Source organism: Streptomyces sp. NPDC101237, assembly GCF_044767465.1.
Classification (GTDB): domain Bacteria; phylum Actinomycetota; class Actinomycetes; order Streptomycetales; family Streptomycetaceae; genus Streptomyces; species Streptomyces gramineus.
The window spans coordinates 51,252-65,890 of record NZ_JBIWNY010000005.1 but is presented as its reverse complement, the minus strand read 5'-3'; the positions used below and the strand labels follow the sequence as shown (position 1 = coordinate 65,890).

Sequence of the window (14,639 nt, the reverse complement as noted above, 5' to 3'; positions counted from 1 at the left end):
GCGTCCCGGACCGGCGTGATCCGGGGCGCTTGGCGGGGTTCCTGACGGCCGTGCAACCATCCGACACATGTCGTGCGTCCGTACATCAGTACGGACGTGGTGCGGGGTGGCGGTACGGGAGGGGACGACGGTGAACAGTGGTGCGATGCGGCGGCGGCTGGCGCTCGGCGCGGCCGTGCTGACCGCCGCCGGGACGCTCACCCTCGTGGCCCCCGCCGAGGCCGGCGCCGTGACGGCCGCCGACTGCGCCGGACGCCAGGTGCGCACGCTGCCCTTCGCCACCGGCACCGTGCGCATCTACCGGCAGGGCGGCTACGTCTGCGCGATCACGCTCCCGAGGACCTCCGGCGGCAAGCGCACCATGTCCGTCAGCGTCCAGGCCCGCGGCAACCGGCCGGTCGTCGACCGGGGCAGGTACCGGTACCACGCGGGCCCGGTGAGCGTGCACGCCGGGCACCGCTGCGTCTGGGTCAAGGGCGCGGTGGGCGGCTCCTCGGCCAGCTCGGGCTGGATCCTCTGCTGAGAGCGGGCCGGCGCGCTCACACGCGGGTGGCGCAGCCCACCGGCTGTGCGCCGCCGAGCCGGACGTACAGGGCCGTCGAGGCCGGGCACCGGTCCCGCGCGGTCACCGCCCGCACCACCTTGTACTGCGGCCTGTGCCGTCCCGAGCCGTCGCAGGCGGTCTCCCGGACCTGCCCGTGGCCCGAGCCGTAGACGCAGTCGCCGACGATCGTGTGCGGCCCGCCGCCTCCGCCCGGGTCGCCGGGGTGCGGCGGCTCCAGGGCGCGCATGCAGGCGTAGCCCGGCGGGATCGCTCCGGCGCCGCCGGTGCCCTGGGCGCCGATGTGCAGGACGAAGTCGGTGGTGGCCGGGCAGGCCGTTCCGGCGCCGGCCGTGCCGTCGTACCGCGCGATCACCCGGGCCGCCGCCCGTTCACCCGCGCACGGCACCTCCGTGAAGCTGACGGTCCCGAACGAGCTGCACTCGCCGACCGCGAGGAACCGCGCGCCGTACCCGGACGCCGTCCGGCTCGCCGTCGGTCGCGCGCCGGACGCCGGCTTCCCGGTCGAGGACGGCCGGCAGCCGGCCGACAGCAGCACGGCGGCGACCGCCACCGCCACGCCCGCGAGACGTCCGCTCCTCATACCGCCCCCCTCGGCCGGCGTGGTGCGCACTGACGGCCCACCCCGGCCGTACGGGATGCTTTCCGCCTTTTGGGACGGTTACGCCCGATCCGCTGCGTACCTCTCGTACGTCAGCCCGTGGCCGACCGGGTACAGCACCTGTGCCGGATCGTCCGCCCGCTGCACCGGCACCGGCAGCCTGCCGCGCGGCGATACCCGGCCGGCGATCACCCGGGCCGCGGCCCGCAGTTCGACGTCCGTCCAGCAGTAGGACGCCAGGAAGGCGCGCACGGTGGGCAGTTGGGCGACGTCGTACGGATTGCGCACGGCCACCGCCACCACCGGGACGCCGGTGGCGACCAGGCGCTCCACCAGCCGCCGCTGTCCGCCGTCCGCCGTCACGTTGTACGTCCCGACGATCACCGCGTCCGCGTCCGCGGCCGCCGCGACCGCCGCGTCGACGGCCGCCGCCGAGGGATCCGTGCCGGTGGCCGACGTGCGGACGGTGAAGCCCAGTTCGGTGAACGCGGCGGCGAGCACGCCGGTGGGCGGCCCTGTGGTGCCGGAAGGGGAGGCCGGGTCGGCGCCCACCACCAGCAGCCGGCCGTGCGTGCGGCGGGACAGTGGGAGCAGTCCGCCCTCGTTGACCAGCAGGGTGGTGGTGCGCTCGGCGATCCGGTCGGCGGTGGCCAGGTGCCGGGCCGCGCCCACCACCCGGCCGACGTCCTTGGTGTTGACGTACGGCCGGTCGAGCAGCCCCAGCCGGGACTTGAGCCGCAGGATGCGCAGGACCGACTCGTCGAGCCGCGCCTCCGTCAGCTCCCCGTCCCGGACGGCGTTCAGGACGGCGTTCCAGGCCACGTCCAGGGTGGGCGGGTTCAGGAGCTGGTCGACACCGGCCTTCAGGGCCAGCACCGGCACCCGGTCGTCGCCGTACTTGGTGCGCACCCCCTCCATGCCCAGCGAGTCGGTCACCACGACGCCGTCGTAACCGAGTTCGCCGCGCAGGATGCCGGTGAGGATCGGATGGGAGAGGGTCGCCGGGTCGCCGGAGCCGTCCAGCGCGGGGAACTGGATGTGCGCGGTCATGATCGAGTCGATGCCCGCCCGCACCGCGGCCCGGAACGGCACCGCGTCCAGCTTCTCCCACAGGTTCCGGCTGTGCGTGATCACCGGGAAGCCGGTGTGGCTGTCGACGGCGGTGTCGCCGTGGCCCGGGAAGTGCTTGGCGGTGGCCGCGACCCCGGCGTCCCGGTATCCCTGCGCCTCGGCGGCGACCAGCGCGCCGACCGCCTCCGGGTCGGCCCCGAACGACCGTACGCCGATGATGGGGTTGGCCGGGTTCACGTTGACGTCGGCGTCGGGGGAGTAGTCCTGGCGGACGCCCATCGCCCGCAGCTCCGCCCCGGAGACGCGGCCGAGGGTCCGGGCGTCCTCGCGCGAGCCGCCCGCCCCCATCGCCATGGCGCCCGGGAAGAGCGCGGCGGGCCTGCCGATCCGGCAGACGGCGCCGTGCTCCTGGTCGGTGGCGATCAGCACCGGCAGGCCCCGCGGCTGCTCCAGCGCGGCCCGCTGGATCCCGTTCGACAGCTCGGCGATCTGCCGCGGGTCGCGGGTGTTGTGCGCCCAGGTGAAGTAGATGATCCCGCCGACGCGGTACCGGGCGATCAGTTCGGCGGCCGTGCGGACGCCGATCTCGGCGAGGTTGGCGTCGACGTCGGCCTGGTCGGGGTCGGTGGCGGAGTGCCCGTAGACCCGCATCACGAACAGCTGGCCGACCTTCTCCTCGAGACTCATGCGGGAGACGAGGGCGCGGAGCGTCCGGTCGTCGGCGTCGCGGTGGCCGGCGTTCTCGCCGCCGGAGCCGACGGCGTACGCGCCGCGGCCGGCGGTCAGACCCGCGGTGACACCCGCGGTGGCGGCGAGGACGGTGCGTCTGGAGGGCACCTGCGCTCCTTCCGGTGGGGAACCGGCTGAAGGAAACTTCCGTAGGCACACCAATATTCGGGAAGTTTCTTTCCGTCAAGGCCATGCACCGGGCCTGCCCGGCGCGTCCGTCCGAAGGACCGCAACGGCACCCGTTCGGCAGAGGGGCCGCCATCGGCGCAAGGGAGGGGGCGCGCCGATGGCGGCGGGCCGGCGGGCGTGGTGCGGCGCGGAGGGGGGTCGGCGACCTCGGCCGGTGGCGAGTGCCGAGACCGCACCACGCGGACTTCTCCGACGGCCCGCGCGTTGGACGGGTGAGGAGGGCGCGCGGTTCCCAGGGGGGTGAGGGACGCGCCGGGGCCGGGGGAGGAGGGACGGGCGGGGCGCCGGTCAGCTCACGCGGACTCGTTGAGCAGCCGGGCCAGGTGGTCCCGGCCCGCCGTCAGCAGGCCGGGCAGCGGGGCCGCCGTCTCGTACCAGCGTTTCTCGTACTCCCAGCACAGCCAGCCGTCCCAGCCGTGCCGGGACAGCTCCTCCACGCAGTCGGAGAGCGGCAGTGTCCCGGCCCCGAGCGGCAGCGGAGTGGTGTCCTCGGCCGAGGCGATGTCCTTGACCTGGACGTAGCCGAGGTGCGGGGCGAGGGCCGCGTAGCTCTCGGCGGGCTGCTCACCGCCGAGCCAGGTGTGCATGACGTCCCACAGCGCCCCGGCCATGCGGTGGCCGACCGGGCCGAGGACGCGGATCGCGGCGGCGCCGGTGCGGTGCGAGTCGTGCGTCTCCAGCAGGACCCGTACGCCGAGCGCGGAGGCGTCCTCGGCGACCGTGCCGAGGCGCCGGGCGGCGATCGCGTCGGACTCGGCGGCGGGCAGCGCGGGGTCGGCGCCGGGGAAGACCCGGACGAAGGGGGCGCCCACGTCGTGGGCCAGCTGGAGGAGCCCGCGCACCTCGTCCAGGACCGGCCCGTCCTCGCCCGGAGCCGCGACGCGCGCGTATCCGGCGATGCCCAGGACCTCCACGTCGGCCGCCTTGAACTCGGCGGCGACGTCGGCCCGGGCGGCCGGCCCGAGGCCGGGATGCACCGGTTCCTCGGGGTGAGCGCGCAGTTCGACGCCGTGGTAGCCGTGGGCGGTGGCGAGCGCCACCACCTCCGGCACCGGCAGACCGGGGACCCCGAGGGTGGAGAAGGCGAGCCTCATGTCATCAACCTACGTCTCACTCGGCGGCCGCGTGCAGGTCCAGTCGCCAGTCCTGTCCGACCAGGTCCCTGCCGAAGGAGCGGTGCGGCCTCTCGGCGCTGAGGACGAACCCGTGCCGCCGGTAGAGGCGCCGGGCGGCCGAGAGGACGTCGTTGGTCCACAGCACCAGATCCCGGTAGCCGACCCCGCGGGCGAAGTCGATCACGGCGGTGACCAGCCGGTCGCCGATGCCGAGGCCGCGCGCCTCCGGTTCGACCAGCAGCAGCCGCAGCCGCGCGGTGCCCGGGGCGTCGTCCCGGACGCACATCACGCAGCCGAGCGGCCGCCCCGCCCGCTCGGCGATCCAGACCCGCTCCAGGTGCGGGTCGTGGTCCTCGGCGTAGTCGGCGACGATCCGGGCCACCAGGCCCTCGTAGTCGGTGTTCCAGCCGTACTCGGCCGCGTACAGGGCGGCGTTGCGCTGCACGATCCAGCCCAGGTCGCCGGGGCGCGGGTCGCGCAGCACCACCTCGCCCCGGCCGTCGCCGCCGTCGGCGCGGGGGTCGCCGAGGATCGTGCGGATGGTGTGCATGGCCTCGGCGAGCCGTGGCCGCGCACCGGGGTCGACGCGGCCCAGCAGCGTGCCGACCGAGTCCCTGGCGCGCTCGTCGAGCAGTTCGGCGGCGGACCGGCCGCCCGCGGTGAGCGAGACCCGCCGCCGTCTCGGGTCCTTCGCGGAGGGGGCGCGCTCGATCAGCCCGGCCTCCTCGAACCTGTTCAGGATCCGGCTCAAGTACCCGGCGTCCAGGGCGAGATCGGCCCGCAGGTCGGCTGCGTCGGTGTCGGCGGAGTGGGCGAGCTCGTACAGCACCCGGGCCTCGGTGAGGGTGTAGGGGGCGTACAGGTGGCGGCCGTAGTCGAGGGCGCCGATGAGGTTGGTGTAGAAGCGGTTGAAGGCGCGGACGTCCTGGACGGTCATGGCTGGACCCCGATGGTTGACTGAGTCAGAGACACCGTGCCGCCGAGGCTATCCCGCGGCCCCGGCGGGCCGGAAGGCATCGGCCCGAACGGCGTTCCCGCTGGCTTCACTTGTTCTCGTTCGCCTGGGTTCGGTCCTGCTTTTGACTTCGTCGCGTCCGCGCCGTAGGTTTATACACGAACGTCACTAATGTCCGTTTCAGTTGGATATGACGTGGTCCGCCGAAGGGCCCGTGCGGTGCGGAGAACCGGCATCAAGGGCGGCGGACGCGCTCGGAGCTGCGCGCAGGCTCTGGAGTGCACGCAGGGCGGCACCGAAGCGGCCGTCGTAACACAACCACACCCTCGGAGAGGGGCGATCATGCGCGCGCACACCACACGTATGAAGAGGGTCGCCATCGCTGCGATCTCGGCACCCATTCTGGCGCTCGGCGCCGGAGTCGGTGTCGCCAGCGCGGCAACCCACTCGTCGGCGCCTGACCACGTTGTTACCTTCCAGGACAACGGTGGCGGTGGCGGTGGCGGTCACGGCGGCGGTGGCGGTGGCCACGGCGGCGGTGGCGGCGGCGGTCACGGTGGCGGCGGCTATGGCGGCGGCGGTCACGGTGGCGGCGGCTACGGCGGCCGCGGTGGCGGCGGCTACGGCGGCTGGGGCGACAACGGCTACGGCCGTGGCGGCTGGGGCGGCTGGGGCGACAACGGCTACGGCGGCTACGGCGGCTGGGGCGGCGGTGGCTACGGCGGTCACGGTGGCGGCGGCTATGGCGGCGGCGGTCACGGTGGCGGCGGCGGTCACGGCGGTGGCGGCGGTGGCGGCCACGGCGGCGGTGGCGGCGGCGGCGGTCGGTGACTGACGCTCCCTGACAGCAAAGGAATGGGTCCGGGTGCCCGGTTCGGGCGCCCGGACCCATGCGTCTGCGGGCCGGCCTCGGCCGGTCCGCGCGCGGACCGTGTGAGGAACCGTTCCTGCGAGGGCGGATCCCCCGCGGTCCGGCGCTGCCCGACCCGTCTGAGGAACCGTTCCTGCGGGGTGGGTTCCGGGCGGTCCGTCCATGCGGGCGACGCGCGGCGCCGTGTCCCGGTCAGCTCCGCGGCACGCCCGAAGAGCCCCGTACCATCAGCTCCCCGCGGACCGTGGCGATGCCGCCCGGCGGGGGCTCCTCGCGGCCCATGGCGATACGGCCGGCCCGCGCGCCGGCCTCCGCCAGCGGCAGCCGCACCGTCGTCAGCGACGGCACCGCGTCGATGCTGAACGGCAGGTCGTCGAACCCGGCCACTGACACGTCCGCCGGGATCAGCAGCCCCGACTCCCGCAGCGCCGCGCACGCGCCGAGCGCCACCGAGTCGTTCGCGGCCACCACCGCCGTCAGCGCCGGGTCGCGGCGAAGGAGTTCGAGCGTCGCCTCGTAGCCGGCCCGCCGGTCGTAGCGGCCGTGCACGGTCCAGCGCGGGTCCTCCTCGATCCCGGCCGCCGCCAGCGCGGCCCGGTGGCCCTCCAGGCGGTGCCGGGTGGTGGTCCGCTCCTCCGGGCCCGCGATGTAGCCGAGCCGCCGGTGGCCCAGGCCGATGAGGTGCTCGGTCAGCTGCCGCCCGCCGCCTCGGTTGTCGAAGGTCAGGGCCACCGCGTCGGTCTCCGGCGCGGGCGGCCGTCCGCACAGCACCACGCGGGTCCCGGCGTCCGCCAGCTTGCGCAGCTTCGCCGCCACCGCCGCCGCGTGCGGCGCGTCCTCGACGGCGCCGCCGGTCAGGACCACCGCGGCCGCCCGCTGCCGCTGGAGCAGGGTCAGATACGTCAGTTCACGCTCGGGTGAGCCGCCGGTGTTGCACACCACCGCCAGCCGCTCGCCGCCCGCACGTCCGCCCGGACCGCCGATCTCCGCCTGGATCGCGCTCGCCATGATCCCGAAGAACGGGTCCGCGATGTCGTTGACGAGGATGCCGACCAGGTCGGAGGTGGCCGCCGCGAGCGCGCTGGCCGGGCCGTTGAGGACGTAGTCCAGCTCGTCCACCGCCCGCAGCACCCGCTCCCGCGTGGACGCCGCCACCGGGTAGTTGCCGTTCAGTACGCGCGACACCGTCGCGGGCGAGACCTGGGCGCGGGCCGCCACGTCCGCCAGGGTCACCGTCATCTCGTCGTCCTCCGGTCGCGCGTCTCGTCGTACGCCGTCGTACACAGCCTGATCAAAGGAAGCCCCCTTGCCGTGCAGACCATAAGGCCATTCACTCCTGTTGTTCGCCCCCTCGAACAACTCGACCCCATCACGGTCTTGTACGGACCAGCGGTAAAGGCTAGCTTTCAGACCATGTAGAAAGCGCTTGCTGCACTCCTGGGGCGCACGCGGACGAAGGGAATCACGTGACACGCAAGACGGTGCGTATCGCCATGAACGGCGTGACCGGGCGCATGGGCTACCGCCAGCACCTCGTCCGGTCGATCCTCGCGCTGCGCGAGCAGGGCGGTCTCGACCTCGGCGACGGCACGGTGCTGTGGCCGGAACCGGTCCTCGTGGGCCGCCGGGAGCACGCCCTGCGGGCCATCGCCGACCGGCACGGCCTCTCCGAGGAGCACGTCTGCACCGACCTCGGGTCCGTGCTCGCCGACCCGACCGTGGACATCTACTTCGACGCCCAGGTCACCTCCGCCCGCGAGGCGGCCCTCCGGCAGGCCATCGCCGCCGGGAAGCACGTCTACACCGAGAAGCCGACCGCCACCGGCCTGGCGGGCGCCCTGGAACTGGCCCGGCTGGCGCACGCGAAGGGCATCAGGCACGGGGTCGTCCAGGACAAGATCTTCCTGCCCGGCCTGCTGAAGCTGAAGCGGCTGGTCGACGGCGGCTTCTTCGGCCGGATCCTTTCGGTGCGCGGCGAGTTCGGCTACTGGGTCTTCGAGGGCGACTGGCAGCAGGCGCAGCGCCCGTCGTGGAACTACCGCGCGCAGGACGGCGGCGGCATCGTCGTCGACATGTTCCCGCACTGGGAGTACGTGCTGCACGAGCTGTTCGGCCGGGTGACGTCCGTCCAGGCCGTCGCCACCACGCACATCCCGCAGCGCTGGGACGAGAACGGCAAGCCCTACGACGCCACCGCCGACGACGCCGCCTACGGCATCTTCGGACTGGACGGCGGCGCCGTCGCGCAGATCAACTCCTCCTGGGCGGTCCGCGTCCACCGCGACGAGCTGGTCGAGTTCCAGGTCGACGGCACCGAGGGCTCGGCCGTCGCGGGCCTGCGCACCTGCCGCGCCCAGCACCGCTCCGCCACCCCCAAGCCGGTGTGGGACCCGGACGTCCCGGCCACCGAGGTCTTCCGCGACCAGTGGCAGGAGGTCCCGGACAACGGCGAGTTCGACAACGGCTTCAAGGCCCAGTGGGAGCTGTTCCTGCGGCACGTGTACGCCGGCACCCCGTACCACTGGGACCTGCTGGCCGGCGCCCGCGGCGTGCAGCTCGCCGAGCTGGGCCTGCGGTCCTCGGCCGAGGGACGCCGCATCGACGTACCGGAGATCTCCCTGTGACCATCCGTCTCCCGGGCGCCGGCGGGACCCTGCGGACCTACGAGCCGCGCACCGAGCCGCTCGCCGTCGCCCCCGGCACCTCCTTCACCTCCCGTACGGTCTTCGCGGCGGCCCACGTCGTCGCCGACCCGTTCGCCGACGTCTCCCCGGACGCGCCCGCCGCCGTCGACTGGGACGCCACCCTCGCCTTCCGCCGCCACCTGTGGGCGCACGGACTGGGCGTCGCCGAGGCGATGGACACCGCCCAGCGCGGCATGGGCCTGGACTGGACGGGCGCGGCCGAGCTGATCCGCCGCAGCGCCGCCGAGGCGAAGGCGGTCGGCGGCCGCATCGTCTGCGGGGCCGGCACCGACCAGATCACCGGCGGCACGCTCGCCGAGATCCGGGCCGCCTACGAGGAGCAGCTCGCGCTCGTCGAGGACTCCGGCGCGCAGGCCGTCCTGATGGCCTCCCGGGCGCTCGCCGCCACCGCCACCGGCCCCGAGGACTACCTGGAGGTCTACGGCCACCTGCTGCGCCAGGCCGCCCGGCCGGTGGTCCTGCACTGGCTCGGCCCGATGTTCGACCCGGCGCTGACGGGCTACTGGGGGGCGGCCGGCCCGGACGAGGCGACGGACGTGTTCCTGGAGATCGTCGCCGCCCATCCGGGCAAGGTCGACGGCGTCAAGGTGTCGCTCCTGGAGGCTCGGCGGGAGATCGACCTCAGGCGCCGCCTGCCGCGGGGCGTCCGCTGCTACACCGGCGACGACTTCCACTACCCCGAGCTGATCGCCGGCGACGCGCAGGGTTTCAGCCACGCCCTGCTCGGCGTCCTCGATCCGCTGGGACCGCTGGCGGCGCGAGCGGTACGGCACCTGGACACCGGCGACACGGCGGCCTTCCGCGCGCTGCTCGACCCGACCGTCGCCCTTTCCCGCCACCTCTTCCAGGCCCCCACCCGCTTCTACAAGACGGGCGTGGTGTTCCTGGCCTGGCTCGCCGGCCACCAGGCACACTTCACCATGGTCGGCGGCCTGCAGTCGGCCCGTTCCCTGCCGCACTTCGCCCGCGCCTACGAACTCGCCGACGGCCTGGGCCTGTTCCCCGACCCGAAGCTGGCCGAGGACCGGATGAAGACCCTCCTCGCCCTGTACGGAGTGACCCGGTGACCGGTGACCTGTCCCGCCTGTCGATCAACCAGATGACGGTGAAGCAGCTGTCGCTGCCCGAACTGGCCGCCGCCTGCGGGGAACTGGGCGTGCCGGGCGTCGGCCTGTGGCGCGAGCCGGTGCGCGCGTACGGCCTGGAAGCGACCGCCGAGCTGGTCCGCGCGGCCGGCCTGACCGTCACCACGCTGTGCCGCGGCGGCTTCCTGACGGCCGTCGACCCGGGCGAGCGGGCCGCCGCGCTCGCCGACAACCGGCGGGCCGTCGAGGAGGCCGCGGCCCTCGGCACCGACACCCTGGTCCTGGTCTCCGGCGGCCTGTCGGCCGGCTCCAGGGACCTGCACGGCGCCCGCGAACGCGTCGCCGACGCCCTCGCCGAACTCGGCCCCCACGCCGAACGGCACGGCGTCCGCCTGGCCGTCGAACCCCTGCACCCGATGTACGCCGCCGACCGCTGCGTGGTCTCCACCCTCGCCCAGGCCCTGGACCTCGCGGAACGCTTCCCCGCCCACCAGGTGGGCGTCACCGTGGACACCTACCACCTGTGGTGGGACGACCGGGCGCCCGCCGGGATCGCGCGGGCCGGCGCGGGCGGCCGCATCCACTCCTTCCAGCTCGCCGACTGGACCACCCCGCTGCCCCGGGGCGTCCTCGACGGCCGCGGCCAGCTCGGCGACGGCGCGATCGACCTGCGCGCGTGGAAGGACCAGGTCGAGGCGGCCGGCTACACCGGGCCCATCGAGGTCGAGCTGTTCAACGACGGGCTGTGGGCCAGGGACGGCCGCGAGGTGCTGAGGGAGACGGCACGGAGGTTTGTCGAGCAGGTGATCGAATGACAGCGGGGTGTCCGGCCGGTTTCGGTGTTGTTCGTGGGGGCCGAGTGCCGCAGGCTGCTGCCTGAACGAGACGAATGTTCGACTCGGGGGGCGGTTCTCGTGCTGCGGATCCATTTCACGCCTCAGGACCTGGCTCGTGTCCGGGTGGCGAGCGCCCCCGACCCGCTCTGGGAGATCACCTGCAGTCTGCACCGGTTACAGACCTCGCGGGGCCGGTGGGCGTACGCCGACTGGTACCGCGAGACCCGCTCCACCCTGGCCGGCACCCAGCTCGGCGCGGCCGTGCGGCGGCTCCTGGTCCCGGTGCTGCCCAGGGCCCGCTACCTGCCCGACTTCCTCACCCCGCACGAGTCCGCCGACGGCCTGGACCGCGGCCTCGCGGCGATCGTCGACACCCCGCCCGACCGGGTGGTGCGCGAGATACAGACCCTGGACCGGATCACCGGCGCCCCCGACTGGGCACCCCGGCTGCTGGAACGCGAGACCCGCGAGGAGCTCGCCAGGCTCCTGCGCACCTATCACGAAGCGGTGATCGCCCCCCACGAGAGCCGCGTCGGCGCCGCCCTCGCCGGCGAGCGCGCCCTGCTCGCCCGCCACACCCTCGACAGCGGCCTCGACGGACTGCTCCGCGGCCTGTCGCCGGCCGTCCGCTGGCGGCCGCCGGTCCTGCACGTCGACTACGTCGAGGACCGGGACCTGCACCTGGCCGGCCGCGGACTGCACCTGATCCCCTCGTACTTCTGCTGGCAGTCACCGATCTCGATGGCGGACGACACCCTGCGGCCGGTGCTGGTGTATCCCGTGCACGGCGTCCGCGCGCCCGCCCCGGACGTCCCCGCCGACGCCCCGCTCGCCGCGCTGCTCGGCCGGACCCGCGCGGCGGCGCTGCGCTGTCTCGCACTCGGCGCGACCACCTCCGAACTGGCCCGCCTGCTGGGCGTGTCGGTGCCCACGGCCTCCCACCACACCACCGTGCTGCGCGACGCGGGACTGGTCTTCAGCCACCGCCACCACAACACGGTGCTGCACTCCCTCACCCCGCTGGGCGCCGCCATGCTCAGGCCGGCCGCCGCCCCGTCGCCCACAGGAGCCACGGAGGCACCGCCGGAGCAGCGGGCTCCGCTGCCTGGCGCGGGACTTTAGAACCCCGTCGAAGGGCGTGGTCCACGGGGCGGGTGCTCTGCGAGCGTTTCGGTTGCTCGATCCGGACACATCCGATCACCGCAAGGGGGAACCATGAGGAAGGCCATCGCCGCGAGCGCCCTCGCGCTCGTCTCCGCCGCAGGCTGTCTGGTGCTCGCGCCCGCCGCGTCCGCCGCCCCGGCCGCCTGTGTGACCGTGACGCTGAAGACCGGGGCGTACCAGGGCGTCGGCGGTACCGCGACCAAGTCGTCGTCCAGCAGCTGCGGCGACCTCAACCTGACCTACTCGGACGACTCCACCACCACGTACGGCGACGAGTACGCCGGGCGTCTCTACCACACCTCCAGCAGCTCCTGGGTGACGTGCAGCAAGGGGTACGTCTGGGCCTCCGACGGCAGCCACAGCGTCAACGACTCGACCTACTGGCTGTGCACCGACGTGTCCGGCGGCACGAAGTTCACCGTGGCGAGCTACTACGACGGCGGCGACACCGTCCGCATCACGCACTGACCCGGTGCCGCAGCTCCAGCGGGTGCCGCGGGCCGCTTCGGCCCGCGGCACCCGCTCCCACACCCGCAGGCAGGACCCCATGACCCGGAAGTTCCGCACGGCCCGCCCCGCCGCCGCGCTCGCCCTGCTCGCCGCGGTCACCGTCACCGCCACCGCCTGCACCGCCGGCCCGGCTCAGCAGCCCGTCGCCGGTCCCCGCGCCGCCGCCGTGACCCCGGCCCGGCTCAGCGACACCCTGCCGGCCGACCCGGTGCGGATGGTGCTGCCCGCGACCGGCGCCGAGTCCCGCTGGACGCAGGGGCTGGACGTGTTCGTACGGCAGGTGCAGCGCGTCGCGGCGGCCTCCTGCGCCCGGGACCGCGGCTTCACCCTGCCCGAGCAGGTCCCGCTCGCCTTCATCCGCTACTACGAACTCCCCGACCTGGACTTCATCGCCCGGCACGGCACCAGCGTGAGCGCGGCCGTGCCCGCCCCGGCGGCGCGCCCCGCCCCGGCCCGCACGGGATCCGCCACCGCCGTGCGCGACTGTCTCGCCGAGGGCACGGCCGCCGCCCGGGCCCTGCGCGAGCGCTACGCCGGTCTCCAGGGCCAGTGGTTCGGCACGCTCACCACCCTGCGCCGCGACCCGGCCACCCTCGACGCCCTCGGCACGCTGCCGGACTGCCTGGCCCGCCACGGCGTCCGGGCCCGCGACGAGAACGCCTTCTTCGCCCTCGCCGACGCCCGGATGCAGACCTCCGGTCCGGAGGGACCCGACAACGCGCTGGGGCGGGCGTACGCCACCTGCATGCGCCCGGTCGAAGCGGTACGGGAGCCCGCCCGCGCCGGGCTGCGCACCCGCTTCCTGGCCGCACCCGGGCACGCGGACGCGGTCCGCGCGGTGCGCACCGCCCTCGTCCCGGCCCTGCGCGCGGCCCAGCGACGCTACGGCGTGCCCCTGGTCTTCCCGCAACCGTGACACCGCGACCCGCGGCCCGGACAGGCCCTAGAAGAACACCCCGCACCGCAGCAGCACGTTCGCGTACGGCCGGGCCTCCCCGGTGCGGACCACCAGGTGCGCGTCGCGGGAGAGCTCCTTCAGCCGCTCGTGCGGCACCAGGGCCAGGTCGGGGAAGTGCCCGTCCAGCAGACCGGCCGCCGCCGGATTGGCCTCGCGTATCTGGGCCGCCGCCGTCGCACCCTCCACGACCAGCTCGTCCAGCAGGCCCTCCAGGACCTCGGCGAAGGACGGCACCCCGGCCCGGAAGGCCAGGTCCACGACCCGCGGCCCGCGCGGGATCGGCATCCCGGCATCGCAGACCAGCACCCCGTGCCCGTGCCCCAACTCCGCCAGCGCGCCCGCGAGATCCCGGTTGAGGATTCCCTTCTTCCTCACAGCGCCTCCACCTCCGCGGTGGTCGGGTACGAGTCCTGCGCGCCGCGCCTGGTGACCGCGGCCGCACCGACCCGGGCCGCGTACGCCGCCGCGTCCGCGAGCGAGGCGCCCGCTCCGAGCCGTACCGCGAGGGCCGCCGTGAACGCGTCCCCGGCGCCCGTGGTGTCCACCGCGTCCACCGTCACGGACGGGACGGACTCGGTGCCGTCACCGTCGGCGACCAGCGCGCCCGCCGCGCCCAGCGTCACCACGACCGACTTCGGGCCCCTGGCGAGCAGGAGCCGCGCCCAGCCGGCCGGGTCCTCGCCCGGGTCGTCCTCGCCGAGCAGCACCTTCGCCTCGTGCTCGTTCACGATCAGCGGGTCGCAGGCCGCGAGGACCTCGTCCGCGAGGGGCCGCGGCGGCGACGGGTTGAGCACGAACCGGCTGCCGGAGCCGAGGTTGCGCACCACTTCCACGACCGTCTCCAGCGGGATCTCCAGCTGCGCGGAGACCACCCGGGCGGCCCGCACGAGACCGGCCGCGGCCCGCACGTCCGCCGGGGCGAGCCGGCCGTTGGCGCCCGGCGAGACCACGATGCTGTTGTCACCGGAGGGGTCCACGGTGATCAGCGCGACGCCGGTCGGCGCCCCGCCCACCAGCACACCCGCCGTGTCCACGCCCGCCGCCCGCTGCGAGTCGAGCAGCAGAGCGCCGTGCGCGTCGTCGCCGACCCGGGCCAGCAGGGCGGTACGGGCGCCCAGGCGGGCGGCGGCGACCGCCTGGTTGGCGCCCTTGCCGCCGGGGTGCGTGGCGAGGTCGCCGCCGAGCACCGTCTCACCGGCGGCCGGCCGCCGGTCGACCCCGATCACGAGGTCGGCGTTGGCCGATCCCACGACCAGGAGGTCGTAGTCGTACATGAAGTGACTCCTTG

General features: G+C 74.6%; 15 protein-coding genes. 8 read left to right on the top strand and 7 right to left on the bottom strand.

Going from position 1 to position 14,639, the window contains the following annotated elements:
- Positions 1–130: 130 nt before the first annotated feature.
- Positions 131–523, top strand: a complete 393-nt coding sequence (locus ACIRQ9_RS09725) for a hypothetical protein (protein ID WP_404169174.1) — start codon at positions 131–133, stop codon at positions 521–523.
- Positions 524–539: 16 nt separating this feature from the next.
- Here the strand turns inward: ACIRQ9_RS09725 and ACIRQ9_RS09720 are convergent, their stop codons facing one another.
- The 4 genes from ACIRQ9_RS09720 to ACIRQ9_RS09705 form a co-directional block, all read right to left on the bottom strand.
- On the bottom strand, positions 540–1,145 hold the full coding sequence (locus ACIRQ9_RS09720; protein ID WP_404169171.1) for a hypothetical protein: 606 nt from the start codon (positions 1,143–1,145) through the stop codon (positions 540–542).
- Between the two features lie 78 nt (positions 1,146–1,223).
- Positions 1,224–3,071: a glycoside hydrolase family 3 protein gene (locus tag ACIRQ9_RS09715; protein ID WP_404169168.1), complete on the bottom strand. Its 1,848-nt coding sequence runs from the start codon at positions 3,069–3,071 to the stop codon at positions 1,224–1,226.
- Positions 3,072–3,445: 374 nt separating this feature from the next.
- Positions 3,446–4,246, bottom strand: coding sequence for a sugar phosphate isomerase/epimerase family protein (locus ACIRQ9_RS09710; RefSeq protein ID WP_404169165.1), 801 nt, complete (start codon positions 4,244–4,246; stop codon positions 3,446–3,448).
- A 16-nt stretch (positions 4,247–4,262) separates the two neighbouring features.
- Positions 4,263–5,204: a GNAT family N-acetyltransferase gene (locus tag ACIRQ9_RS09705; RefSeq protein ID WP_404169161.1), complete on the bottom strand. Its 942-nt coding sequence runs from the start codon at positions 5,202–5,204 to the stop codon at positions 4,263–4,265.
- Positions 5,205–5,585: 381 nt separating this feature from the next.
- Here ACIRQ9_RS09705 and ACIRQ9_RS09700 point away from each other — a divergent pair, with 381 nt between their 5' ends.
- Complete coding sequence (locus ACIRQ9_RS09700) at positions 5,586–6,053, top strand: hypothetical protein (protein WP_404169159.1); 468 nt, start codon at positions 5,586–5,588, stop codon at positions 6,051–6,053.
- A 232-nt stretch (positions 6,054–6,285) separates the two neighbouring features.
- On the opposite strand, the gene ACIRQ9_RS09695 is transcribed toward ACIRQ9_RS09700, so the two are convergent.
- A complete protein-coding gene (locus ACIRQ9_RS09695; RefSeq protein WP_404169156.1) occupies positions 6,286–7,332 on the bottom strand; it encodes a LacI family DNA-binding transcriptional regulator in 1,047 nt (348 codons plus the stop codon).
- A gap of 227 nt (positions 7,333–7,559) precedes the next feature.
- On the opposite strand from ACIRQ9_RS09695, the gene ACIRQ9_RS09690 reads away from it, so the two are divergent.
- The 6 genes from ACIRQ9_RS09690 to ACIRQ9_RS09665 all read left to right on the top strand — a co-directional run bounded on the left by ACIRQ9_RS09690 (position 7,560) and on the right by ACIRQ9_RS09665 (position 13,309).
- A complete protein-coding gene (locus ACIRQ9_RS09690) occupies positions 7,560–8,717 on the top strand; it encodes a Gfo/Idh/MocA family protein (protein ID WP_404169153.1) in 1,158 nt (385 codons plus the stop codon).
- Positions 8,714–9,865 (top strand): dihydrodipicolinate synthase family protein, encoded by a 1,152-nt coding sequence (locus tag ACIRQ9_RS09685; RefSeq protein WP_404169150.1) that lies wholly within the window; start codon positions 8,714–8,716, stop codon positions 9,863–9,865. Before ACIRQ9_RS09690 ends, ACIRQ9_RS09685 begins: the two co-directional genes overlap by 4 nt.
- 32 nt (positions 9,866–9,897) lie before the next feature.
- Positions 9,898–10,698 carry a sugar phosphate isomerase/epimerase family protein gene (locus ACIRQ9_RS09680; RefSeq protein WP_404169881.1) on the top strand — a complete coding sequence of 267 codons (801 nt, stop codon included), beginning with the start codon at positions 9,898–9,900 and terminating at the stop codon, positions 10,696–10,698.
- 99 nt (positions 10,699–10,797) lie between these two features.
- Positions 10,798–11,841 carry a DUF5937 family protein gene (locus ACIRQ9_RS09675; RefSeq protein ID WP_404169147.1) on the top strand — a complete coding sequence of 348 codons (1,044 nt, stop codon included), beginning with the start codon at positions 10,798–10,800 and terminating at the stop codon, positions 11,839–11,841.
- A gap of 93 nt (positions 11,842–11,934) precedes the next feature.
- Entirely contained in the window at positions 11,935–12,351 is a 417-nt protein-coding gene (locus ACIRQ9_RS09670; protein ID WP_404169144.1) for a hypothetical protein, read from the top strand.
- Positions 12,352–12,355: 4 nt separating this feature from the next.
- Positions 12,356–13,309, top strand: coding sequence for a hypothetical protein (locus tag ACIRQ9_RS09665; RefSeq protein WP_404169141.1), 954 nt, complete (start codon positions 12,356–12,358; stop codon positions 13,307–13,309).
- A gap of 27 nt (positions 13,310–13,336) precedes the next feature.
- Here the strand turns inward: ACIRQ9_RS09665 and rbsD are convergent, their stop codons facing one another.
- Together rbsD and ACIRQ9_RS09655 are read right to left on the bottom strand one after the other, a co-directional pair.
- The gene (gene rbsD / locus ACIRQ9_RS09660; RefSeq protein WP_404169138.1) at positions 13,337–13,726 is read right to left on the bottom strand and encodes a D-ribose pyranase; all 390 of its coding nucleotides are present in this window, start codon (positions 13,724–13,726) and stop codon (positions 13,337–13,339) included.
- Positions 13,723–14,625 carry a ribokinase gene (locus tag ACIRQ9_RS09655; RefSeq protein WP_404169135.1) on the bottom strand — a complete coding sequence of 301 codons (903 nt, stop codon included), beginning with the start codon at positions 14,623–14,625 and terminating at the stop codon, positions 13,723–13,725. Before ACIRQ9_RS09655 ends, rbsD begins: the two co-directional genes overlap by 4 nt.
- Between the last annotated feature and the right edge of the window lie 14 nt (positions 14,626–14,639).

What these genes read in the sequence shown, in the direction of transcription:
- ACIRQ9_RS09720 (WP_404169171.1), bottom strand. Translation starts at nt 1,145, where the DNA reads ATGAGGAGCGGACGTCTCGCGGGCGTGGCGGTGGCGGTCGCCGCCGTG.
- ACIRQ9_RS09710 (WP_404169165.1), bottom strand. Translation starts at nt 4,246, where the DNA reads ATGAGGCTCGCCTTCTCCACCCTCGGGGTCCCCGGTCTGCCGGTGCCG.
- ACIRQ9_RS09705 (WP_404169161.1), bottom strand. Translation starts at nt 5,204, where the DNA reads ATGACCGTCCAGGACGTCCGCGCCTTCAACCGCTTCTACACCAACCTC.
- ACIRQ9_RS09700 (WP_404169159.1), top strand. Translation starts at nt 5,586, where the DNA reads ATGAAGAGGGTCGCCATCGCTGCGATCTCGGCACCCATTCTGGCGCTC.
- ACIRQ9_RS09695 (WP_404169156.1), bottom strand. Translation starts at nt 7,332, where the DNA reads ATGACGGTGACCCTGGCGGACGTGGCGGCCCGCGCCCAGGTCTCGCCC.
- ACIRQ9_RS09680 (WP_404169881.1), top strand. Translation starts at nt 9,898, where the DNA reads ATGACGGTGAAGCAGCTGTCGCTGCCCGAACTGGCCGCCGCCTGCGGG.
- ACIRQ9_RS09670 (WP_404169144.1), top strand. Translation starts at nt 11,935, where the DNA reads ATGAGGAAGGCCATCGCCGCGAGCGCCCTCGCGCTCGTCTCCGCCGCA.
- ACIRQ9_RS09655 (WP_404169135.1), bottom strand. Translation starts at nt 14,625, where the DNA reads ATGTACGACTACGACCTCCTGGTCGTGGGATCGGCCAACGCCGACCTC.